This window comes from Amycolatopsis sp. NPDC102522 (assembly GCF_055584485.1).
The window spans coordinates 713,497-734,317 of record NZ_JBVJLY010000002.1 but is presented as its reverse complement, the minus strand read 5'-3'; the positions used below and the strand labels follow the sequence as shown (position 1 = coordinate 734,317).

Sequence of the window (20,821 nt, the reverse complement as noted above, 5' to 3'; positions counted from 1 at the left end):
TCAGCCCAGCGCCGCGGCGGTTTCGGCGGTCGTGTGCACTTCACCCAGCCGCGGGAAGACCTTCGTGATCGCCGATTCGTGGGAGATCGCGGCGATGCCGGCCATCGCGTCCGAAACGGCGAGGGTGTCGTAGCCGTGGTCGATCGCGGCCCGCAGCGTCGACTCGACGCCGTATTCCGTGGCGATCCCGCCGAGCACCAGCGTCTTCACGCCGAGCCCGCGCAGGAGTTCGTCGAGTCCGGTGCCGTAGAACGCGCCCATGGTGTGCTTGGTGATCAGGTGTTCGCCTTCGCGGGGTGTCAGTTCGGCGACCAGTTCGCTGCCGGGCGGCTGCTCCTCGACGTCCGGCCGGTGCGCCCGCACGTGGACGATCGGCGAGCCGGCCGCGCTGAAGGCGTCTCGCAACAGGGCCGCGTTCGCGACGACTTCGGTGCCTTCGATCGGCGTGGTCTCCAGCGCGACGATCCGCGTCTGCAGGTCGATCAGGACGAGTGCTGTCGTCGCCGGGTCGATCTTCGTCATGGCGGGAGCCTAGTGTGCCTAAGCTGACCCGATGGTGCAGCACAGGGAAGTCGTGATCACCGGCGGCGGAACGGGAATCGGGTACGCGGTCGCGGCGGCGTTCGCCGCGCGAGGCGATCGGGTGACGATCACCGGCCGCCGCGAACGGGTCCTCACCGAGGCGGCCACGTTGCTCGGCGCGAATCCGGTCCCGTTCGACGCGGCCGATCCGGCCGCGGTGGAGCGGGCGCTGGCCGAACTGCCGGAGCGCGTCGACGTCCTGGTCAACAACGCGGGCGGGAACACCGATTTCCGGAACGGGCCCGCCGAAGACCTGAAGGCGTTCGCCGCGAACTGGCAGGCCAATCTGGACGCGAACGTGTTCAGTGCCGTCCTGGTCACCCGCGCCTTGCGGGAAAGGTTCGCCGACGGCGCGCGGATCGTCACCGTCGGGTCCATCGCCGCGCACACCGGTGCCGGTTCCTATGGCGCAGCCAAGGCCGCGCTGGAAGCGTGGAACGTCGACGTGGCAAGGGAATTCGGGCCGCGGGGGATCACCGCGAACATCGTCGCGCCCGGACTGGTCGGGGACACCGAGTTCTTCAACGGCAAGCTGTCCGACGAGCGTCGGGAGTGGCTCATCGGGAACACGCTGACCAAACGCGCCGGCGAGCCCGCCGATGTCGCCGAAGTGGTGGCTTTCCTGGCGAGTCCGGCCGCGCGGCACGTCACCGGCCAGGTCGTCCACGTCAACGGCGGCGCGTACCTCGGCCGTTAGGCGCCCGGGGTGACGCGCAGCAGTTTGTCGTCCTTGCCTTCCGAAGTCGTGATGTAGAGGGCGCCGTCCGGTCCGCTCCGGACGGCGCGCAGCCTGCCGAACTTGTCGTCGAACTCCGGCGGCAGCGTCACTTCGGTGACCTTGCCGGTTTCGTCGAGGCGGAACAGCAGGAGTTTCTGCCCCTTCAAAGCTGTCACCGCGAGCGATCCTTCGAGCGTTCCCCACTGCGATCCGGTGAGAAACTCGGCGCCGCAGATCGCTTCGGTGATCTCGCCGGTCGTCCATAAAGGACTGACCGCGTCCGGGAAGCGCTTCGTGTCGGTCATCGGGACGTCTTCGTCGTAACTCGTCTCGGTGCCGCCCTTCGACGGGTCCCAGCCGTAGTTCGCGCCGGCGCGTTCCATGTTGACTTCGTCGTCGATGGTCGGCCCGTGCTCGGCGGTGAACACCTGCCCGGTGCCCGGCCGGACCGTGACGCCCTGGACGTTGCGGTGCCCGTAGGTGAACACGCGCTGTTCGTCCGGGTTCGCGGACGTGATGAACGGGTTGTCCGGCAAGGGGTTCCCGGTCTTCGCGTCGATACGGAGCACCTTGCCGCCGAGGCTCGTGCGGTCTTGTGGGTGCTGAGGCCGGGCGGTGTCGCCGGTGCCGACGAGCAGCGCGCCGTCCGCGCCGAACGCGGGACGGCAGCCCGAATGCCTGCCGCTGGGGTTCACCGGCAGCCCGGTCAGCAGGTCCTTGACCTTCGTGGCGCTCGCGCCGTCGTCGGACAGCCGCCAGGTGACCAGCCGGATGTCGACGGCGTTGTCACCCTCTTTGTGGGTCTGGCAGGTGATGAACTCGCGTGACGTCGCGAAGTCCTTGCTGATCACCATCCCCATCAGGCCGCCTTCGCCGCGTACGAGGACGTCGGAGAAGTCGGCGGTGACGTCGCGCTTCGTGCCGCCGTCGACCAGGGCCAGCTTCCCGGGGCGCTGGGTGACGAGGATCTTCCCGTCCGGCAGGAAGCCGATGTCCCAGCCGTGTTCGAGCCCGGCCGTCACCTGCTCGACCTTCAGCTTCGTCACGGCGGGTTTCGAGGTGACCGGCGGGGCGCTCTGCACCGTTTCGCTCGATGCCCCGGAACAGGCTGTGACCAGCAAAGACAGGGATGCGATCGCGACGACGGCGGTAGTGCGCATGGCATCAGCATGCCATCGCGCTCAACCGCCCGCGCGAACCAAACCGCTTTCGTAGGCGAACACGACGGCGTGGACGCGGTCGCGTAGTGACAGTTTCGCGAGGATCCGGCTGACATGGGTCTTCACCGTCGTTTCCCCGATGTAGAGCTTCGCGGCGATTTCGCCGTTTCCCAGACCGCGCGCGATGAGCGTGAGGACGTCCCGTTCGCGTTCGGTCAACTTCTCCAGCCGGGTGCTGTCGACGACGTCCCGGTCAGCGGCCAGATAGCGGTCGAGCAGGCGTTTCGTGACCGAGGGGGAGACCATCGAATCGCCGCGAAGGACGCCTCGGATCGCGACGAGGATTTCGTCGGCGGGGGCGTCCTTGACCAGGAACCCGCTGGCACCCGCGCGCAACGCGGCGTAGGCGTACTCGTCGAGGTCGAAGGTGGTGATCATGAGAACGCGCGTTTCCGGCAAGGACGCGCAGATCCGCTCTGTCGCCACGACACCGTCGAGGACCGGCATCCGGACATCCATCAGGACCAGATCCGGCCGCAGCCTCAGGGCGGTCTCGACGGCTTCGGCGCCGTTGGCGGCTTCGCCCGCGACGATCAGATCTTCCTGGCTCGCGACGATCATGCCCATCCCGACACGGACCAGTTCCTGGTCGTCGCAGATCAGCACCTTCACCGGCGTCGCCGTCATCCCGCCTCCACCACCAGGTTCGCCGCGACCCGGTAGCCGCCGTCGCGAGTGGGCCCGGTTTCGAGTGTGCCGTGGAACATCTCGACGCGCTGGGCCATTCCCGCGAGTCCCCGGCCCGACGAAGGCAGTCGCGGCGCGAGCGGGCCGGAGCCGCCGGTGTTCGTCACCTCTATCCGGACGTCGCGGCGGTGGCTGTCCCGGCCGAAATCGATCTCGACGGTTCCGCTCGCGTCGCCGGGCGCGTGTTTGATCATGTTCGTGAGGGCTTCCTGGACGATCCGGTACGCCTGGAGCGCGGCACTGGGCGGCAGCCCGTCGGCGTCGCCGGTCACCTGGAGGCCGACATCGCGACCGTTCGCGCTCACTTGCGCCACCAGGTCGCGAAGCTCCGCGACGGTGGGTTGCGGGCTTCGTGCCGCTTCGCCGGCGTGGAGCACTTCCAGGAGGCGGCGTAGTTCGGCGAGGGCGTCGCGACCCGCCTTGCCGATCGTGTCGAGCGTGCGGTCGACGGAGTCAGGATCCTTGTGCCGCATGAGTTTCGCGCCCTCGGCGTTGATCACGATGACGCTCACGTTGTGCGCGAGGACATCGTGCAGTTCCCGGGCGATGCGGGTGCGCTCCTCGGCGACGGCGGCTCGCGCGCGGGCTTCCTGTTCGGATGCCGCGAGTTCGGCTTTCACCGCTTCCTCGTCCGAAAGCCGTTGCCTCGCGCGGAAGAACTCGCCGAGCGCCCAGGCGGCGACATGCAGCGGGATCGTCGCGAAGATCGCCACCTGTGGCCCCTGCTCGGTGGTCGCCCCCCAGGTGAGACCCCACGTGATGTCGAGGGCGAGGACGGCGACGGCGATCAGCGCGGCGAACCGGCGGTTTCCCGCGCGGACCAGCGTGTAGAGCGCGATGGCCATCGCCAGTTCACCGCGACCTCGGTCGTAGGCCCAGATCTCCACGAGGTTCTGCGTGATCACCCCGGCGACGATCAGCACCGCGGCGATCTCGGGATGACGCCGCCGCCACAGCAGCGGGACGAGGAAGAGGTACGGCACGAGCAAGATCGCTTTGGGGACCGCTGAGGACCCTGTCGGAGCGAGGATCACGAACCACGCGTACAGGGGCAGGTCGGTCATCCACGGATGGGCGCGGAGCCGGTCGAACAGCCTGGGCACGATCCGAACGTAGCGCTGGCGGGTACGAGAGCGCGTCGTCCTGGAGTACTCCCGGGGTCCTCCCACGGGAGGACGGAACCGGCCGCCGCGGCCGACGCGGGGCCACGGAATCCGTTCCTAACGTCGGGATCATGTCGATCACCAGGGAATTCCTTCGCCATCCGATGTTGACCGGAGCCATCGCGGCCAGTTCGCCGCGACTCGCCGAGGTCATGACGACCGGACTCGGACTGGAGACCGCCGGGCTCGTCGTCGAGCTGGGACCGGGCACAGGCGTGTTCACCGACGCCGTCGTCCGCCGATTGCCGCCGGGCGCGCGGCTTGTCGCGGTCGAGATCAATCCCCGGCTCGCCAGGGAATTGCGGGCGCGGCATCCGGACGTCGAGATCGTCGAAGGTTCCGCCGAGAACCTGGACGAATATGTCCGCGAAACGGCCGACGTCGTGGTCTCCGGTCTGCCGTGGACGGTCATGCCCGCCGAACGTCAGGAGCGGATCCTCGACCGGGTGGTGGAGATCTTGACCCCGAACGGGCGGTTCACGACGTTCGCCTACGCGCACGCCGCCTGGACACCGCCGGCCCGGCGGTTCGCCGCAGCGCTGCGGGACCGGTTCTCGGTGACCGGGCGGACGCCGCTGGTCTGGCCGAACCTGCCGCCCGCGTTCGCGCACCGCGCGGCACTGCCGGTCAGCGCGTCAGGATCTCGGCAGTTTCGGCGTCGGCGGGAAGGAACGTCTCCAGTTTCAGTTCCGACACCGTGACGTCGGCGGCGGTCGCGAACGTCGTTATGGCCGTGATCAGCCGCAGTTCACCCGCCGAAGTGGACAGGCGCATCGGGACGGCGAACCCGAGGTGGTCCGGCCCGGGCGGACCGGGCTCCGGAACGTAACTTTCGAGTTCGGTCAGCAGCGCGGTGAGCCGCTCGTCGGGGGCGTGCGCGATCTCCTGCGTGAGCCGTTCCAGGATGTGCCGTGCCCAGTCCGCGAGGTTCCGCACCCGCGGCGCCATCCCGTTCGGATGCAGCGCGAGCCGCAAGGTGTTGACCGGTTCCTCCAGCAGCTCCGGTGCCACGTCCTCGAAGAGCAGGTCGAGCGCGTCGTTGCGGGCGACGAGCACGCCGTAGCGGTCGACCACGATGGCCGGGTACGGCCGGTGCCCGTCGAGCAGGCGCCGCATGCCGTCGAGGACCGGCCGCAGCCTGGGGTCGTCCAGGGACGTTTCGGGGAAACCGGGCGCGAATCCGGCCGCGAGCAGGAGGCCGTTGCGTTCCCGAAGCGGCAATTCGAGCGATTCGGCGACCCGCAGCACCAGGCCGCGGCCGGGGATCGACCGGCCGCCTTCCAGGAAACTCACGTGCCGTTGGGTGGTTCCGGCCCGGATCGCCAGTTCCAGCTGGGACAGCCGCCGCCGCTCGCGCCAGCCCTTGAGCGCGGGGCCGAATCCGGAAACCATGTTCTTCATCTTGGCCGAGTCACGCGCGGCGCCGCTATTCCTTCGAGGGAATTGAGCCGATTCCCCGCCGCGGAGATGCTTCCGGCATGAAATTCGGTCTCGTCGTTCCCACTTATCGGTCCATCCTCGACGCCGGCCGCACCGCGCCGGAAATGGTCGCCGTCGCGGTCGAAGCCGAACGCCTCGGCCTCGATTCGGTCTGGGTCGGCGACACCCTCGCGAAGGCGCCCGTCGATCCGTTGACGTTGCTCGGCGCGTTCGCCGCCAGAACCGAGCGGGTCACCCTCGGCACCGCCGCGCTGCTCCCGGCCTTGCGGGATCCGCTCCTTTCCGCGAACGCGATCCTCTCGCTCGACCTGCTCAGTCAGGGTCGGATCACGCTCGGCGTCGGCGCGGGGTTCGCGGGCCGCAGCGAACCCGAATTCGCCTTCACCGGCGTCCCCTGGGAGCGCCGCCGCGCCCGGCTCGACGACATCGTCGCGCTGTGGCGGCACGTCTGGAGCGGGAAGAGCGGCCCGTTCCACGGCGAAGTGCTGCACTACGACACCCTTCCGGAGTACCCGGAGCCGCACCGTCCCGGTGGCCCGCCGGTGTGGCTGGCCGCCTTCACTCCCGGGGCGTTGAAGCGAGTGGGCCGGTCATACGACGGCTGGCTGCCGTATCCGCCCGACGTCGCGGACTATGCCGAAGGCCTCGCGAAGATCCGCGAAGCAGCCGTACGCCCCGTGACACCCGCGCTGTTCGCGACGGTGCTCATCGAAGACGACCCGGTCCGGGCACGCGAGCGGCTGGAGGACTACGCGCAGCGCAACTACGGCGTTCCGCTGGACTTCGTCGAGAAGATCCAGGTGCAGATCGCGGGCAGCCGGGATCAGGTCGCGGAGCGGCTTCGCGAATACGGGGACGCGGGTGCCGAACACGTGCTGATCCGGATCGCGACGCAGGAACCGGTCGAGTTCGACGAGCAGCTCCCGAAGGTGGTCGACGCCCTGCCCAGGTAATCGCGCGGCGGACTGTCGGTGCCCCCACGTAGGCTGGGACGGTGACAAACGCTCCATTGTCCGGACTCCTTCACTCCATCCTTCCCGATCCGGCCCTTCGCGGGGTCGTCGAGCGGGCCGGTGCCCCGGTGCTCGAGCTCCAGGGCGCGATCGCCACCCGCCAGCTGGTCGCGGGCGCCCTCGCCGCGGACGAGGGCGCCGGCCGCCCCGTGCTCGCGGTGACCGCCACCGGCCGCGAGGCCGACGAGCTGACAGCCTCGCTGAAGTCGTTCCTCGGCGAAGGCGCCGTCGTCGACTTCCCGTCCTGGGAGACGCTGCCGCACGAGCGGCTGTCCCCGCGGGCGGACACTGTCGGACGGCGGCTGGAGGTGCTGCACCGGCTCAAGACGGGCGAGGACGGCCTGCGCGTCGTCGTCGCGACAGTCCGCAGCCTCATCCAGCCGATGGCGCCCGGGCTCGGCTCGCTCGCGCCGATCGACCTGGTCGTCGGCGAGGAGCAGAGCTTCGAAGGGCTGCTGGAGCGGCTGGTCGAGCTCGCCTACACGCGGGTGGACATGGTCGAGAAGCGCGGCGAGTTCGCCGTGCGCGGCGGCATCCTCGACCTGTTCGGGCCGACGGCGCAGCATCCGGTGCGGGTCGAGTTCTGGGGCGACGAGGTCAGCGAGATCCGCGCATTCGCGGTGTCCGACCAGCGGTCGCTGCCGGGCGAGATCCAGCACGTCAGCGCGCCGCCGTGCCGCGAGCTGCTGCTCACCGAGCCTGTCCGGGCGAAGGCCGCCGAGCTGGCGACGACGTACGAGGCGGACGCTCAGCTCACCGAGATGCTCACCAAGCTGTCCGGCGGGATCCCCGTCGAGGGCATGGAGGCGCTCATCCCCGTGCTGTGCGAGGGCGAGCTGGACCTGCTGACCGACGCGATGCCCCAGGGCACGCACGTCCTGCTGGCCGATCCGGAGAAGATCCGCGCCCGCGCGGCCGACCTGGTCCGCACCGGGCAGGAGTTCCTCGAGGCGTCCTGGACCACGGCCGCCGCGGGCGGTCAGGCGCCGATCGATCTCGGCGCGTCCGCGTACCGAGGCCTCGCGGAGGTCGCGAAGCACGCTCAGGAGACGAAGCGTCCCTGGTGGACGCTGACGCAGCTGGCCAGTGACGACCCCGACGTCTACCGCGTCTCGATCGAGGCCGCGCCGAACTACCGCGGCGAGGTCGAGCGCGCGACGGCCGACCTGCGTGCGCACACGGCCGCGGGGGGAACGGCCGTGCTCGTCGTCGCCGGGCACGGCACCGCGACCCGTGCCGTCGAGCAGCTTTCGTCGGGGGACGTGCCCGCGTCGCTCGCCGAAGGCCTCACCGGACCGGCGTCGCCCGGTGTGGTGACGGTGACGTGCGGCGGTCTTTCGGACGGTTTCGTCTCGCCGGAGCGTGCCCTCGTGGTGCTGTCCGAGTCGGACCTGACCGGCCGGGGCTCCGGCGCCGGAACGTCCACTAAGGACTTCAGTACCAAGATGCCTTCGCGGCGCCGCAACGCCGTGGACCCGCTCGCCCTCAAGGCGGGCGACTACGTCGTTCACGACCAGCACGGCATCGGGCGGTTCGTCGAGATGGTGCAGCGCACCGTCGCCGGCGCGACCCGCGAATACCTGTTGCTGGAGTACGCCTCCTCCAAACGCGGGCACCCGGGTGACCGGCTGTTCGTTCCGACCGACCAGCTCGACGAGGTCTCCCGCTACGTCGGCGGCGAGCTGCCGACGCTGAACAGGCTAGGCGGGTCCGACTGGAAGAACACGAAGGCCAAGGCGAAGAAGGCGGTCAAGGAGATCGCCGCCGAGCTGGTGCAGCTCTACGCCGCGCGGCAGGCGGCGCCAGGGCACCCGTTCGGGCAGGACACCCCGTGGCAAGGCGAGCTCGAAGACGCCTTCCCGTTCACCGAGACCAACGACCAGCTCGCCGCGATCGACGAGGTCAAGGCGGACATGGAACGCGGCGTCCCGATGGACCGCGTCATCTGCGGCGACGTCGGCTACGGCAAGACCGAGATCGCGGTGCGCGCGGCGTTCAAGGCGGTGCAGGACGGCAAGCAGGTCGCGGTGCTGGTGCCGACGACGCTGCTGGCGCAGCAGCATCTCAACACCTTCACCGAACGGATGAGTTCGTTCCCGGTGAAGATCAAGGGACTCTCGCGGTTCACGAACAAGAACGAGTCCGACGCGATCCTGGAGCAGCTGGCCGCGGGCGAGGTCGACATCGTGATCGGCACGCATCGCCTGCTGCAGACCGGGATCCGGTACAAGGACCTCGGCCTGGTGATCGTCGACGAGGAACAGCGGTTCGGCGTCGAGCACAAGGAGCACATCAAGGCGCTGCGGACACACGTCGACGTCCTGACGATGTCGGCGACCCCGATCCCCCGGACACTGGAGATGTCGCTCGCCGGGATCCGGGAGATGTCCACGATCCTGACCCCGCCCGAGGACAGGCACCCGATCCTGACCTACGTCGGCGCGTACGACGACAAGCAGGTCGGCGCCGCGATCCGCCGCGAACTGCTGCGTGATGGCCAGGTCTTCTATGTGCACAACAGGGTTTCTTCGATCGAGAAGGCCGCGAAGCGCATTCGCGAGATGGTGCCGGAGGCGCGCGTCGTCACCGCGCACGGGCAGATGAACGAGGAAAAACTCGAGAAGATCATCCAGGGTTTCTGGGAGAACGAGTACGACGTGCTCGTCTGCACCACGATCGTCGAGACCGGGCTGGACATCTCGAACGCCAACACCCTGCTGGTGGAACGCGGTGACCTGTTGGGGCTCGCGCAGCTGCACCAGTTGCGCGGCCGGGTCGGGCGCGGGCGTGAGCGCGGGTACGCGTACTTCCTGTACCCGCCGGAGGCTCCGCTCACCGAGACGGCGCACGACCGGCTGGCGACCATCGCGCAGAACACCGAACTGGGCGCGGGTATGGCCGTCGCGATGAAGGACCTGGAGATCCGCGGCGCGGGCAACATCCTCGGCGCGGAGCAGTCCGGGCACATCGCGGGCGTCGGTTTCGATCTGTACGTGCGGCTTGTCGGCGAAGCGGTCGACGCGTTCCGGCGGCACGCGGGCGCGGACACAGCGGAGGACGAAGAACTCGCCGATGTCCGGGTCGACCTCCCGGTGGACGCGCACATCCCGCACGACTACGTCCCGGGCGAGCGGCTGCGGCTGGAGGCGTACCGCAAGATCGCGGCCGCGCCCGACCAGGCCGGGCTCGAAGCCGTGCAAGAGGAACTGGTCGACCGCTACGGCCAGCCGCCCGCCGCGGTCCGACGGCTGCTCGCGGTCGCCGCTTTCCGGCACACCTGCCGCGCGGCGGGCGTCACCGAGGTCGCCGTCCAGGGCACGTCGATCCGGTTCGCGCCGCTGCCGCTGGCGGATTCGCAGATGGTGCGGTTGAAGCGCTTGTACCCCAAGGCTCTCTACAAGGCGGTGACGAACACGGTTTCCGTGCCGAAGCCGACAGAGGGTCCGGCGGGCGGCCGCATCGGCGCTCCGGTGCTGCGGGACGAGGAACTTCTCGACTGGTGCGCGAAGCTGCTGACGAATCTGATGAAGTCGCCGGCACCCGTCGCGTGAGCGAAGCCGAATCGCGATTCACGACCTGGTTCTCTCGCCGGGGCCGGTATGAGAGGGTAGGCGCTGTGATGCGGATCATGGGGCGCCGTCGTGCGCTGGTCGGGGTTCTTGCCGGTTCTCTTCTCCTCGCCGGCTGCAACGCCGGACCCGGGCAGGTCGGTGCGGCGGTGATCGTCGACGGCAAGACCGTTTCAGTGGATCGCGTGCAGCAGCTGATCGACAAGGCCGTCCGCGAGCATCCGTACGGGCAGCAGCTCGCCGCGGAGCACAAGCTCGATCTCGTCGGCCGTGAGATCGTGCGCCAGGAGGTCCTCCACGACCTCACCGAGCGCGCCGCTCAGCGGGAAGGCGTCCAGGTCGACGAGTCGCTCGTCGTGAACGCGTTGCAGAACGATCCGCTGGCGAAGCCGATGGGGGCCAACCCGCAGAACGACCCCGCGATCAGCGTCCAGCAGCTCGTGGCGCGCGTGCGGGACCACCGCGAATCCCTGGTCGACGCGGCTGTGCAGACCCAGCTCGCGATGAAGTACCTGGACAAGCTCACCGTCACGTTCGATTTCAGCTCGATCTCCTCGACCGACGCCACCGGTTCCGACGCGGACAAGCTGCGCGAGCAGGCGATCGAGAAGGCCAAGCGGTTCGCCGCCTCGCCGACAGCGGCCGCCGAAGTGATCGAGCAGGACAAGACCGCGCCCGGTACGAAGGTGGACGTCGGGCTGAAGCTGCCGGCGATCCAGTCGCCGGGGATCGCGAGCACCGTCCTGTTCGGCATCCAGCCCAACACCGTCACCGCGTTCCGGCCGTCGCCCGAGCAGCCGGTGTGGGTCATCGCCGTGGTGCGTGAACGGGCCGCCGACAAGCCCGTCGCGACGGATCAGGCCACACAGCCCAGCGCCCAGCAGCTGGCAGGCGTGGGTGTCCGACTCCTGCAGCCGTACCTTGACCAGGTCGACCTCAAGGTCAACCCGCGCTACGGCGTGTGGGACGTCGTGGGCATGGACCTCGCGCCCAACGAAGCTTCGAAGAAGGGCATCGTGCTGCCTGTGCACGGTGCCGCCCCGCGAAACCCGTGACCGCTGCCGTCGTCGTGATCGCCCGCGGGGCGACACTGCCCGCCGCGGCACTCTCGATCTTGCGAAGCAGTCCTTCCGTTTACGCGGCTTCCGATGTCGATCCCGACATTTTCGGGATTCCCTCGCTCGGTGACGCACAGGTCCGCGACCTCGTGCTCATCGCCGGTTCGCGAGGGGAACCGAGGGCCGCGGCGCTGATCAGGGCGGGCGCGCGGGTGGTCGAAACGCCGGTTCCGCCGCTGGTCGAAGCCGTCGAGGTGATGGATCGGCTTCGGTCGCCGGGCGGGTGCCCGTGGGACGCCGTCCAGACGCACGAGTCGCTGCGCCAGTACCTGATCGAGGAGACCTACGAACTGCTCGACGCGATCGAGGAGGGCGACAGGGTCGCCTTGCGCGAGGAACTCGGCGATGTCCTGCTCCAAGTGCTGTTCCACGCGCGCGTCGCCGCCGAGGACGCGGGCGATCCGTTCGGGATCGACGAGGTCGCGTCCGATCTGGTCGGGAAACTCGTCGGGCGTCATCCGCACGTGTTCGCCGATGCCCCGCGGGTCGAGACCGTCGGTGACCAGAACCTCAAGTGGGAAGAACTGAAACAGGCCGAAAAGAGCCGCCAGTCCCTTGTGGATGGCGTCGCGCTCGGCCAGCCCGCCGTCGCGCTGGCCGGGAAGCTCGGCCAGCGCAGCGGCCGCGCCGGGATCCCGCTCGACCTGTTCCCCGAAGGTTCCGAAGCGGCGGCCCAGTTGTTCCGGGTGGCCGCGACCGCCCGCCGGGCAGGCGTCGATCCCGAGGGCGAGCTCCGTGCCGTGGCGAAGCGGTTCGCGCAGGACATCCGCGACGCCGAACAGGCCGCCCGCGACGCCGGTCTCGAACCGACGACGCTGGAGGCCGACGGCTGGCGCAAGTTCTGGCCGAACTAGATCGTCAGCACGAGCTTGCCCTGGACGCGTCCGGACTCGCTCAGTTCGTGCGCTTTCGCCGCTTGTTCGAGCGGGAGCACTTCGGCGATCGAGACCCGGAGTGAACCGGCGTCGGCCAAAGCGGCGATTTCCGCCAGGTCCGTTCCGGACGGGGAGACGTAGAACTCGTCGAAACGGAGTCCGAGTTCTTCGGCCTTCCGCCGGACCTCCGTCCGATCCGGACCGTGCCCGACGATGTCGATCAGCGAACCTCCCGGTTTCAGCGTGTCCAGGGAGCGGGGACCGTAGTCGCCGGAGATCGGGTCGAGCACGACGTCGACGGCCTGCGATTTCGCAAAATCGCCGGTCGTGTAGTCGATCAACTCGTCCGCGCCGAGATCGCGCAGGAACGCGTGCTTCGCCTCCCGTGCGGTCCCGATGACGTACGCGCCCCGCGCCTTCGCGATCTGGACGGCGAGATGGCCGACCCCGCCCGCCGCGGCGTGGACGAGCACCCGGTGACCCGGTCCGACCGGGAAGACTCGCGTGAACGGCTGCCACGCGGTCAGCGCCGCGATCGGGAGCGCGGCCGCCTCGACGTGATCGAAACTTTCCGGTTTCAGCGCGAGAGCGTCTTCGCTGACCGTGACGTACTCGGCATACGAGCCGTTCGGCGGGAACGTGACGCCGTAGACCTCGTCTCCGGGCCGGAACCGCGTCCCCGCCGAGTCGACCACCCCCGAGAAATCGAGTCCCACGGTCAGTGGCAGGTCGCCGGTGACCAGCCCGTTCCGGATCTTCCAATCCGCCGGATTCACCCCGGCGGCGTGGACGCGCACCAGGACCTGGCCCTCTCCCGGAACGGGCTTTTCCGATTCGGCGAGGTGAAGAACGTCGGGCCCGCCGAAGGAGACTTGCTGGATCTTTCGCATGGAAATGAGCATCTCGGTGTCAGGTACCCGTTGTGAAGTAGGCACTGCACTGGTATCTAGGTACCTCATGGGTACCTTCGATGAGCGGCGGATATTCGAGGAATGGGTGGCCGTGCACGGCCGTGACTGCCCGTCCAGGACGGTCATCGAAGTGCTCGCGAACAAATGGGCGCTCTACGTCCTCGGCGCGATCAGGCGTTATGAGCGGCCGATGCGGTTCAGCGAACTTCGCCGTTTGCTCGACGGGATCACGCAGAAGATGCTGACCCAGACGCTCCGCTCCCTGGAACGGGACGGGCTGATCCGGCGGGACGTCTATCCCACCGTCCCGCCGCGGGTCGAGTACGGGCTCACCCCGCTCGGTGTCGACGTCGGCAGGCTGACGAACGCCGTCGCCGAATGGGCCGTCGAAAACGTCGACCAGATCTTCGCCGCCCGCTCCGCTTTCGACGAGAAAGCGGCCATGCCCGCGCGACCGCTGTGATGTGGAACACAATCGAGTGAGAACCGATCACGCGATCCCGGCGTCTTGCCGGGTGTGAAGGGAACGGAACCGGACGAAGAGCAGCTCGTCCGCCGCACGGCCAAAGGTGACCGCGCGGCGTTCGAGGAGCTCTACCGCCGCACGTCGCCGTGGCTGGCCGTGCGCCTGCGCCGCCGCTGCGCCGACGAGCAGATCGTCGCCGAGGTGATGCAGGAGACGTACCTCGCGGTGTGGCGCGCGGCGGGCGCGTTCGCCGGTTCGGCCGTCGGTGGGAGCGCCGTCGGCTGGCTGTGGACGATCGCCGCGCGGCGGTTGGTCGACGCCTTCCGACGCCGCGCCCGGTACGCGCAGCCGATGCCGGTCGCGGAAACCACCGTCGCGCCCGCCGCCGAGGACGAGGCGCTGGCCGGTGCGGTCGGCGACCACGTCGGTGACGCGCTGCGACGGCTCGCTCCCGAACTACGCCAGGTTCTGCAGGCCATGGTGCTCGACGGGCTGACCGTCCGTGAGACCGCGGTCCTGCTCGGCCTGCCTGAAGGAACCGTCAAAACCCGCGCAAGGCGGGCTCGGATCGCGATGCGGGAGGCGCTGTCGTGAAGAAGGAACACGTGTCCGGACAGCTCCTCGCCGGGTATGTCCGCGGGGACGACGGCTTGGCGGGCGACGAGATCTGGGCTGTCGAAGCCCACCTCGAAGCCTGCGCGGAATGCCGGGGGAGGCTGTCCGAAATCAGTTCGCCGACGGTGTCGGCGCTGGTGGGCGACGTCTGGGCCGGACTGGGCCCGAAACTGGCCGAAACAGGACCGGGACCGTTCCGAAGCCGCTGGGCCGGGCGGCTGCATACCTGGGTGACGCCGGTGATGCTGCCGTGGCTGGTGATGATCACCCTGATCCCGGCGATCGGCTTCCTGCTGGACTGGTTCGCTTTCGGCTGGAGCGAGGGCTACTCGTTCGTCCAGCTCTTCTCACCCGTGCTGCCGGTGCTCGGGGTCGCGGTGTCGTGGTCCAAGGGCCTCGATCCCGCCTACGAACTCGTCACTTCCGCGCCGAGGGGCGGGTTCTACCTGGTGCTGCGCCGGACGACGGCGGTCCTCATCGTCGTACTGCCGATTCAGGCCCTCGGCGGCTGGCTCGGGGGCGGTGAATTCGGGCTCGGCCTCCTGCCGAGCCTGGCGTTCACCACCGGGACGCTCGCGCTCGGCGGGGTGATCGGGGTGACGCGGGCGGCGTATGTCCTGTCCGGGATCTGGATGGCGGTGATCGTGGCGCCCGCGGTGGCTTCGCAAGGGCGCGCCACCGCGCTCGATCCCGGGCTGCTTCCGATGTGGGGCGTGATCTTCGCGCTGACCGCGGTCGTGGTGGTGCTCCGTCGGGGTGCCTTCGGCCTGCTCAGCGGAACCGAACGATGAACGAAGGGGAGAACATGATGCGTGCTGTCGGGGCCGCGGAGGTCGCGCCGACGACCTACGCGTGGCAGATCAAAGCGGAGGGACTGAAGGTCCGGGTCGGTAAACGCAAGTTCGCCGTGAACGGGCTCGATCTGGAACTGGGCACGGGGGTGCACGGTCTGCTCGGTCCGAACGGGGCAGGGAAGACCACACTGATCCGGGCACTGGCGACGGTGCTCCGGCCTGCGGAGGGAGGGCTGTCGCTGCTCGGTGAATCCGTCGGGGGATTCACCGACCAGCGCCGCCTGCGCCGTCGTATCGGCTACCTGCCGCAGAATTTCGGCTTTTACAAGCGCTTCACCGTTCGCGAGTTCGTCGAGTACATCGCGTGGCTCAAGGAAATGTCCAAAGAGGACATCCCGGGAGCGGTGCAGCGTTCGATCGAACGGGTCGGCCTCGCCGATCGCGCCGACGACAAGATGAAGACGCTCTCCGGCGGCATGGTGCGGCGGGTCGGGATCGCGCAGGCGATCGTGAACGATCCGGACGTCCTCCTGCTGGACGAGCCGACCGCCGGACTCGACCCGGCGCAGCGCGTGCGGTTCCGGGAGCTCATGCAGGAAATGGGGCGTGACGCCTGCGTCGTGGTCTCGACGCACCTCGTCGAGGACGTCGCCACCGCGTGCACCGACGTCGTGCTGTTCGAAAACGGCAAGCTCGTCTTCCAGGGGACTCCGGACGAAATGGCCGCCGCCGGGACCGCCGAGTACGTCGGCGACAGCCCGATCGAACGCGGCTATTCGGCACTCCTCGGGCACGAACAGGGGAGGGGGAACTGGTGAACACGCGGATTCTGCGGATCGAACTCCGCCGCACCATCGCCCCTTGGGCCACTCTCGCGATCCTGGTCATCGCGTTCGGATTCCTGTATTCGTTCTCCGGTCCGTGGACGAAGCCACCGTTCGCCTGGGACGAGCAATGGGTCCGCGCCGCGGCGTGGAGCCGGTTCCTACTGGTGTTCCTGTGGCCGATCGCGATCGGCGCCGGCGCCATCCAGGGCATGCGGGACAGCCGGTCCGGCACGGCCGAACTCATGACCACCATGCCGCGTCCCGGATGGCAGCGGGCCGCGAAACTCGCCGGCGCGCTGGGCGGCCTGCTGGTGCTGGGCTATCTGCTGATCTTCGCCGTCGGCGCCGTCCAAGCCGTCTTCAGCGGCGGGTTCTTCACCTTCGGCTGGTTGCCGATCGTCGTGGTCGGCGTGCTCGCGATGCTCGCGGGCGCCTGGATCGGGCTCGGGATCGGCCGGTTGCTACCGCATCCGCTGACCGCGCCGGCCGTGGCCGTCGCCGCTTTCGTGACCGCGATCGTGTTCCAGATCTCCGGGTCGGGAGGCAGCATCCTGATGGATGCTGTCCCGTACCGGGTCTCGTTGCTCTCCCCGGCGTTGGAGGTCGCCAACAATCCGTTCGTCACCACCGCGAGCCGGATGGATTTCGGGCAGGGGGCCTGGCTCGCCGGACTGGCCGCGACCGGGTTCCTCTTGCTGGCCGCACATTCCAAGCGGGCGAAGGCACTCGCCGTCGTCCCCGCGCTGGTGGCGGCCGCGATCGCGGTGCCGGTTCTGCCCGCGACCATGGCCGAAGCCAAGGTCGTCGACAAGCGTGCGACCGAGATGGTCTGCGATGGCCCGGTCTGCGTTCCCCGCGTGCTCGAGGCCGAACTCCCGCGTCTCGCCGGGCCTGGCAAAGAAGCGTTGCGGCTACTGGGAACACTGCCGGACGCGCCGGTCAAGGTCACGGTACTGGACAGGCGGGTGGACTCCGACAAGGTGCCGCCGCGTGCCGCCGACACCGTCTCCGTCGACCTGCTGGACTGGTCCATCCGTTCGAGCATGAATTCGGACGACGTGACGCGGGTACTGGTGGCCGGCGCCGGGACACCGACCTGTTATTCGCTCCACGGCACCTCGGACTTCTTGGACGAACTCGCCGCACGGTCGATCTCGTCGAGCTGGTTCCTCGGTGAGTGGAAGATGCTCGAAGGTGCGTGGCTGACCGACGAGAAGAAGACCGAGCTCGTCCGGAAGTGGGAGATCTTCCGTGCCCTGCCGCCCGACGTGCAGCGCGACCGGATCATCGCGCAGCGGAAGGCGGGCCTGACCTGCCAAGGCAAGCAACTCGACGTCCTGCTCGGCGGTGCCCGATGAGATGGGCGGTGCTGTACGCCCGCTCACGTGCCATGCCGGCGTCGTTCGCGGCGCTGGTGGTGAGCATGGCGGTGATCTGGTTCCTGGCGCGGGACCGCTGGTCGGAGATCCCGGTTTCCCTGGCGCTCTTGGTGGCGGTCGCGGTGACCGCCATCGGCCTCAGCGGGCAGGACGTCGATCTCGATCGGACCGCCGCGATCCGGTGGGCGCCCCGGCGCGGCCTGCATCTCCTGTTGATCGGCGGCCTCGCCGTCGGTGCCGTGCTGCTGCCGCGGTTGTGGGAAGCGGAGCGGGTCCCGATGGAGATCATCGTGCGGAACGCGGGCGGGCTGCTCGGTCTCGTCGGGATCGCCGCGGTGCTGTTCGGCGGGGCCTTCGGGTGGACGTTGCCGCTGCTCGTGTTCGTCGTCTCGTTCGTGGTCTGGGCCACCACGTCGGGCACGGACACCACGCACCTGGTGATCACCTGGCTCCTTCAGCCCGCCGACGTGGCCGCGGCCACGTGGACCGCCGTGGTGCTCGCTGTGGCCGGCTTCGGGACCTACATGGTCTTCGGCAACCGCCGCTGACCCTGTCGCGACGAAAGGGGCGTTCCCGGTGAATCGGGAACGCCCCTTTCCCCGTCAGACGTTCCGGTTGTGCGGAACGAGATCGAGCGGGTCGTGGTCCGGGTCGTCGACGCCGAGGCTGATGATCCGCGAGGGATGGATCCGGATCACCGCGCCGTCGAAATGACCGTCGGCCGTGCGGGCGCCGGTCAGCGCCTCGGCCCGGCCGCGGATCTCGAGGCAGCGGATCCTCGGCGGGTCGTACGACGGCATGTCGTCCACCACGAACGCGGCCTGCCCGTTGGCGGCCACGTTCCGGAACTTCTTGCTCTTCGCCAGTTCGTAGCCACTGATGTCGATCGTCTTGGTCTCGGTGTTGTAGGCGTAGCCGACCGGGCTGACCTGCAGCGTCCCGTCCGGCTGTGCCGTCGCGAGCCGCCCGAGTCCTTGGTTGGCGAGGTAGTCGAGTTCCGCTTCACTGAACATGGAACCCAGTGTGCGACCTCCACTTAACTGGAGGTCAAGAGAACAGGCCCTCGCCCCAGAAACCACCTTCGCGCACGCCCGGAGGCACGGCGAAATGGGCGGATCCCGTGTGCTGCAGGTACTCCATCATCGCGTCCTTCGACGACAGTGCCTGCTGCATCGGCACGAACTGCTTGCGCGTGTCCCGGTTGAACGCGAGGAAGAACAGCCCCGCTTCGAGGTGCCCGACCCCGTCGGAACCGTCGACGAAGTTGTAGCCGCGGCGCAGGATCCGCGCCCCGTTCAGGTTCTCGTGCGACGCCAGCCGGACGTGGGAGTCCTCCGGGATCAGCTTCTCGCCACCGGCGCCACCGACCTGGAAATCGGGGGCGTCGAATTCGGCGGACTGTCCCAGTGGCGCGCCCGCGCCCTTCGACCGGCCGACGATCCCTTCCTGGCCCTTCAACGATTCCCGGTCCCAGGTCTCGATGTGCATCCGGATCCGCCTGGCCACCAGGTACGAACCGCCCGCCATCCACGGCTGCCCGTCTTCGGCCGTCGCCCACACCTGATCGCGCAGGACGTCGGTCTCCTCGGACTTGATGTTGCGCGTCCCGTCCTTGAATCCGAACAGGTTCCGCGGTGTGGACTGCGCCCGCGACGTCGACGAACTGCGGCCGAACCCGAGCTGCGACCAGCGCACCGCGGTGACGCCGAAGCCCAGCCGTACCAGGTTCCGGATCGCGTGCACCGCGACCTGTGGATCGTCCGCGCACGCCTGGATACAGATGTCGCCGCCACCGCGGGCCGGGTCGAGTTTGTCGGCGGGGAACAGGGGGAGATCGATCAGCGCGGCGGGTCGTTTCGAAACGAGCCCGAACCGGTCGTCGAACAGCGAAGGGCCGAAACCGATGGTCAGCGTCAGTGACGACGCCGCCAGGTCGAGCGCCTCGCCGGTGTCACTCGGTGGGGCGGCGGGGGCGCCACCGACGGCGCCGCCCGTCCCGACCTCCTGGCCCGCGGTCATCCGCCGGGCGGCGTCCGTCCACGTGCGCAGCAGCTTGACCAGCTTTTCGCGATCCTTCGTCGTCACGTCCAGCGCGACGAAGTGCAGGTTCTCCTGCACCGGCGTCACGATCCCGGCCTGGTGCTCGCCGTGGAACCCGACGACGCTCTGTGCCGCCTGCGCCGGGCTGTCCCCGCCGAGGAGCCGGTTCGCGCCGATTCCGGCGGCGGCGCCGGTTCCGACCAGGGCGGCACCCGCTCCCGCCATGCCGAACAGCTTCCGGCGGGAGACCGAGGTGTGCTCCGCCCCGGTCATTGGGCCGCGACCTCGGCGACCTTGCTCAGCGGTTCGCTCAGCGCGTCCACCGCCGACGTGAATTCCTTGATCTGGTCCTGGCTCAGCGCGGTGTACGACTTGAAGCCGTCCCCTTCGCGCTGCTTGTCCAGCAGGGCCTGCACGCTGCCGAACTCCTTGTCCAAAGTGGACACGAGTGCCGGGTCCTTGGCCTGCAGCAGTGGGCGCAGCGAGGCGATCGCGGCCTTCGAACCGTCGAGGTTGCCCTGGAAGTCCGAGAGGTCGGTGTGCGAGAACGCCTCTTCCTCGCCGGTGATCTTGCCGGTGGCGATCTCGTCGAGCAGCTCCTTGGCACCGTTGGCCAGGTCGAGCGCGTTCAGCTCGATCGCCGCGGACTTGGTGACCAGTTCCTTGACGTCGGCGAGCAGCTGGTCGGCGATCTGGCCCGCGTCGGACTGGAGCCCGGTCACCCAGAGGTCCTTCTCCAGCCGGTGGAACCCGGTGAACTTCTGACCCGGTTCGAGGTCGGCCTCACGCGCGTCGATCTTCGGGTCGAGGTCGCCGAACTTCTCGGCCACCGGCTCGACGCGCTCGAAGTAGACGCGCGTGCGGGCGTACGCGGCCTTCGCCTCGTCGACCTTGCCCGCCTTCACCAGCGCGACGAACTTGGTGGTCTCCTCGTCGAGCGCCTTGGTGTTGTTCGCGACGTACTCCGCGTAGCTCTTGACCGCCTGCGCCTTCTGCGAGTTCGGGTCGTTCTGTTTGGCGGCGCCGCCGCCGGTGACGGTGAAGTCGCCCCGGATGCCGCCGCCGGTCATCCCCGGCTTGCACGCGGTCTGGTACTTGCCCGCCTCCGCGACCTCGACGATGAGCCGCCGGTTCAGCCCCGGCGCGATGTTCTCGACCTCGCCCATGATCCGGTCGCCCTCGGCGTAGAGGTAGAACTCGGTGACCTTGCTGCCCTTGTTCGTGATCTCGAAGGTCACGTTGCCCGCGTTCGCGGTGTTGACCGAGACGGCGCAGCCACTGTCGGAGGCTTCGACCTTGATCGGGCCGCCTGCCGCGGCGGGCGTTTCCCCGCCACCACCGCAGGCGGTGAGCACCAGGGCGCCGACGCCGGCGAACGCGGCGAGCGGGAATCGACGAGACACG

The 20,821-nt window shown here is 69.0% G+C and carries 21 protein-coding genes; 12 read left to right on the top strand and 9 right to left on the bottom strand.

Translation table 11 applies throughout. The annotated features are described in order from the left end of the window. Positions 1–522 (bottom strand): isochorismatase family protein, encoded by a 522-nt coding sequence (locus tag ACZ6YV_RS09320; protein ID WP_465509142.1) that lies wholly within the window; start codon positions 520–522, stop codon positions 1–3. A gap of 31 nt (positions 523–553) precedes the next feature. Here ACZ6YV_RS09320 and ACZ6YV_RS09315 point away from each other — a divergent pair, with 31 nt between their 5' ends. Continuing rightward, a complete protein-coding gene (locus tag ACZ6YV_RS09315) occupies positions 554–1,279 on the top strand; it encodes an SDR family NAD(P)-dependent oxidoreductase (RefSeq protein WP_465509141.1) in 726 nt (241 codons plus the stop codon). Here ACZ6YV_RS09315 and ACZ6YV_RS09310 read toward each other — a convergent pair. The 3 genes from ACZ6YV_RS09310 to ACZ6YV_RS09300 are packed head-to-tail and all read right to left on the bottom strand — an operon-like array spanning position 1,276 to position 4,310. Beyond that, positions 1,276–2,460 (bottom strand): PQQ-dependent sugar dehydrogenase, encoded by a 1,185-nt coding sequence (locus tag ACZ6YV_RS09310; protein ID WP_465509140.1) that lies wholly within the window; start codon positions 2,458–2,460, stop codon positions 1,276–1,278. The two genes, ACZ6YV_RS09315 and ACZ6YV_RS09310, sit on opposite strands and share 4 nt — an antisense overlap. A gap of 21 nt (positions 2,461–2,481) precedes the next feature. After that, the gene (locus ACZ6YV_RS09305; protein WP_465509139.1) at positions 2,482–3,147 is read right to left on the bottom strand and encodes a response regulator; all 666 of its coding nucleotides are present in this window, start codon (positions 3,145–3,147) and stop codon (positions 2,482–2,484) included. After that, on the bottom strand, positions 3,144–4,310 hold the full coding sequence (locus ACZ6YV_RS09300) for a sensor histidine kinase (RefSeq protein ID WP_465509138.1): 1,167 nt from the start codon (positions 4,308–4,310) through the stop codon (positions 3,144–3,146). The genes ACZ6YV_RS09305 and ACZ6YV_RS09300 overlap by 4 nt, the downstream gene beginning before the upstream one ends. 131 nt (positions 4,311–4,441) lie before the next feature. On the opposite strand from ACZ6YV_RS09300, the gene ACZ6YV_RS09295 reads away from it, so the two are divergent. Continuing rightward, positions 4,442–5,071, top strand: coding sequence for a class I SAM-dependent methyltransferase (locus tag ACZ6YV_RS09295; protein WP_465509137.1), 630 nt, complete (start codon positions 4,442–4,444; stop codon positions 5,069–5,071). Here the strand turns inward: ACZ6YV_RS09295 and ACZ6YV_RS09290 are convergent. After that, positions 4,998–5,762 carry an MmyB family transcriptional regulator gene (locus ACZ6YV_RS09290; protein WP_465509136.1) on the bottom strand — a complete coding sequence of 255 codons (765 nt, stop codon included), beginning with the start codon at positions 5,760–5,762 and terminating at the stop codon, positions 4,998–5,000. The two genes, ACZ6YV_RS09295 and ACZ6YV_RS09290, sit on opposite strands and share 74 nt — an antisense overlap. Before the next feature lie 86 nt (positions 5,763–5,848). Between ACZ6YV_RS09290 and ACZ6YV_RS09285 the strand changes: the two genes are divergently transcribed. From ACZ6YV_RS09285 to ACZ6YV_RS09270, 4 genes are all read left to right on the top strand, one after another. After that, positions 5,849–6,763, top strand: a complete 915-nt coding sequence (locus ACZ6YV_RS09285; RefSeq protein WP_465509135.1) for an LLM class flavin-dependent oxidoreductase — start codon at positions 5,849–5,851, stop codon at positions 6,761–6,763. Positions 6,764–6,819: 56 nt separating this feature from the next. Beyond that, positions 6,820–10,374, top strand: coding sequence for a transcription-repair coupling factor (mfd, locus tag ACZ6YV_RS09280; protein ID WP_465509302.1), 3,555 nt, complete (start codon positions 6,820–6,822; stop codon positions 10,372–10,374). A 68-nt stretch (positions 10,375–10,442) separates the two neighbouring features. Beyond that, complete coding sequence (locus ACZ6YV_RS09275) at positions 10,443–11,447, top strand: hypothetical protein (protein ID WP_465509134.1); 1,005 nt, start codon at positions 10,443–10,445, stop codon at positions 11,445–11,447. After that, entirely contained in the window at positions 11,444–12,364 is a 921-nt protein-coding gene (locus ACZ6YV_RS09270) for a nucleoside triphosphate pyrophosphohydrolase (protein WP_465509133.1), read from the top strand. Before ACZ6YV_RS09275 ends, ACZ6YV_RS09270 begins: the two co-directional genes overlap by 4 nt. On the opposite strand, the gene ACZ6YV_RS09265 is transcribed toward ACZ6YV_RS09270, so the two are convergent. Next, positions 12,361–13,275 carry an NADP-dependent oxidoreductase gene (locus tag ACZ6YV_RS09265; RefSeq protein ID WP_465509132.1) on the bottom strand — a complete coding sequence of 305 codons (915 nt, stop codon included), beginning with the start codon at positions 13,273–13,275 and terminating at the stop codon, positions 12,361–12,363. The two genes, ACZ6YV_RS09270 and ACZ6YV_RS09265, sit on opposite strands and share 4 nt — an antisense overlap. 67 nt (positions 13,276–13,342) lie before the next feature. Here ACZ6YV_RS09265 and ACZ6YV_RS09260 point away from each other — a divergent pair, with 67 nt between their 5' ends. From ACZ6YV_RS09260 to ACZ6YV_RS09235, 6 genes are read left to right on the top strand one after another with little or no spacing between them, the layout of a single operon-like run. Continuing rightward, positions 13,343–13,759 (top strand): winged helix-turn-helix transcriptional regulator, encoded by a 417-nt coding sequence (locus ACZ6YV_RS09260; RefSeq protein WP_465509131.1) that lies wholly within the window; start codon positions 13,343–13,345, stop codon positions 13,757–13,759. Between the two features lie 54 nt (positions 13,760–13,813). Then, positions 13,814–14,356 (top strand): RNA polymerase sigma factor, encoded by a 543-nt coding sequence (locus tag ACZ6YV_RS09255; RefSeq protein WP_465509130.1) that lies wholly within the window; start codon positions 13,814–13,816, stop codon positions 14,354–14,356. After that, positions 14,353–15,168, top strand: coding sequence for a zf-HC2 domain-containing protein (locus tag ACZ6YV_RS09250; RefSeq protein ID WP_465509129.1), 816 nt, complete (start codon positions 14,353–14,355; stop codon positions 15,166–15,168). Before ACZ6YV_RS09255 ends, ACZ6YV_RS09250 begins: the two co-directional genes overlap by 4 nt. A gap of 17 nt (positions 15,169–15,185) precedes the next feature. Then, positions 15,186–15,989 carry an ABC transporter ATP-binding protein gene (locus tag ACZ6YV_RS09245; protein ID WP_465509128.1) on the top strand — a complete coding sequence of 268 codons (804 nt, stop codon included), beginning with the start codon at positions 15,186–15,188 and terminating at the stop codon, positions 15,987–15,989. Then, positions 15,986–17,356, top strand: a complete 1,371-nt coding sequence (locus tag ACZ6YV_RS09240; protein ID WP_465509127.1) for a hypothetical protein — start codon at positions 15,986–15,988, stop codon at positions 17,354–17,356. The genes ACZ6YV_RS09245 and ACZ6YV_RS09240 overlap by 4 nt, the downstream gene beginning before the upstream one ends. Beyond that, positions 17,353–17,925 carry a hypothetical protein gene (locus tag ACZ6YV_RS09235; RefSeq protein ID WP_465509126.1) on the top strand — a complete coding sequence of 191 codons (573 nt, stop codon included), beginning with the start codon at positions 17,353–17,355 and terminating at the stop codon, positions 17,923–17,925. Before ACZ6YV_RS09240 ends, ACZ6YV_RS09235 begins: the two co-directional genes overlap by 4 nt. A gap of 54 nt (positions 17,926–17,979) precedes the next feature. Here the strand turns inward: ACZ6YV_RS09235 and ACZ6YV_RS09230 are convergent, their stop codons facing one another. From ACZ6YV_RS09230 to efeO, 3 genes are read right to left on the bottom strand one after another with little or no spacing between them, the layout of a single operon-like run. Continuing rightward, a complete protein-coding gene (locus tag ACZ6YV_RS09230; protein WP_465509125.1) occupies positions 17,980–18,390 on the bottom strand; it encodes a PPOX class F420-dependent oxidoreductase in 411 nt (136 codons plus the stop codon). 34 nt (positions 18,391–18,424) lie between these two features. After that, entirely contained in the window at positions 18,425–19,690 is a 1,266-nt protein-coding gene (gene efeB, locus ACZ6YV_RS09225) for an iron uptake transporter deferrochelatase/peroxidase subunit (protein ID WP_465509124.1), read from the bottom strand. Continuing rightward, complete coding sequence (efeO, locus tag ACZ6YV_RS09220; RefSeq protein WP_465509123.1) at positions 19,687–20,820, bottom strand: iron uptake system protein EfeO; 1,134 nt, start codon at positions 20,818–20,820, stop codon at positions 19,687–19,689. Before efeO ends, efeB begins: the two co-directional genes overlap by 4 nt. Position 20,821: the final 1 nt, after the last annotated feature.

Coding starts and splice junctions, on each gene's coding strand:
- ACZ6YV_RS09320 (WP_465509142.1), bottom strand. CDS start 522: ATGACGAAGATCGACCCGGCGACGACAGCACTCGTCCTGATCGACCTG.
- ACZ6YV_RS09315 (WP_465509141.1), top strand. CDS start 554: ATGGTGCAGCACAGGGAAGTCGTGATCACCGGCGGCGGAACGGGAATC.
- ACZ6YV_RS09310 (WP_465509140.1), bottom strand. CDS start 2,460: ATGCGCACTACCGCCGTCGTCGCGATCGCATCCCTGTCTTTGCTGGTC.
- ACZ6YV_RS09305 (WP_465509139.1), bottom strand. CDS start 3,147: ATGACGGCGACGCCGGTGAAGGTGCTGATCTGCGACGACCAGGAACTG.
- ACZ6YV_RS09295 (WP_465509137.1), top strand. CDS start 4,442: ATGTCGATCACCAGGGAATTCCTTCGCCATCCGATGTTGACCGGAGCC.
- ACZ6YV_RS09290 (WP_465509136.1), bottom strand. CDS start 5,762: ATGGTTTCCGGATTCGGCCCCGCGCTCAAGGGCTGGCGCGAGCGGCGG.
- ACZ6YV_RS09285 (WP_465509135.1), top strand. CDS start 5,849: ATGAAATTCGGTCTCGTCGTTCCCACTTATCGGTCCATCCTCGACGCC.
- ACZ6YV_RS09275 (WP_465509134.1), top strand. CDS start 10,443: ATGCGGATCATGGGGCGCCGTCGTGCGCTGGTCGGGGTTCTTGCCGGT.
- ACZ6YV_RS09265 (WP_465509132.1), bottom strand. CDS start 13,275: ATGCGAAAGATCCAGCAAGTCTCCTTCGGCGGGCCCGACGTTCTTCAC.
- ACZ6YV_RS09260 (WP_465509131.1), top strand. CDS start 13,343: ATGGGTACCTTCGATGAGCGGCGGATATTCGAGGAATGGGTGGCCGTG.
- ACZ6YV_RS09245 (WP_465509128.1), top strand. CDS start 15,186: ATGCGTGCTGTCGGGGCCGCGGAGGTCGCGCCGACGACCTACGCGTGG.
- ACZ6YV_RS09235 (WP_465509126.1), top strand. CDS start 17,353: ATGAGATGGGCGGTGCTGTACGCCCGCTCACGTGCCATGCCGGCGTCG.
- ACZ6YV_RS09230 (WP_465509125.1), bottom strand. CDS start 18,390: ATGTTCAGTGAAGCGGAACTCGACTACCTCGCCAACCAAGGACTCGGG.
- efeB (WP_465509124.1), bottom strand. CDS start 19,690: ATGACCGGGGCGGAGCACACCTCGGTCTCCCGCCGGAAGCTGTTCGGC.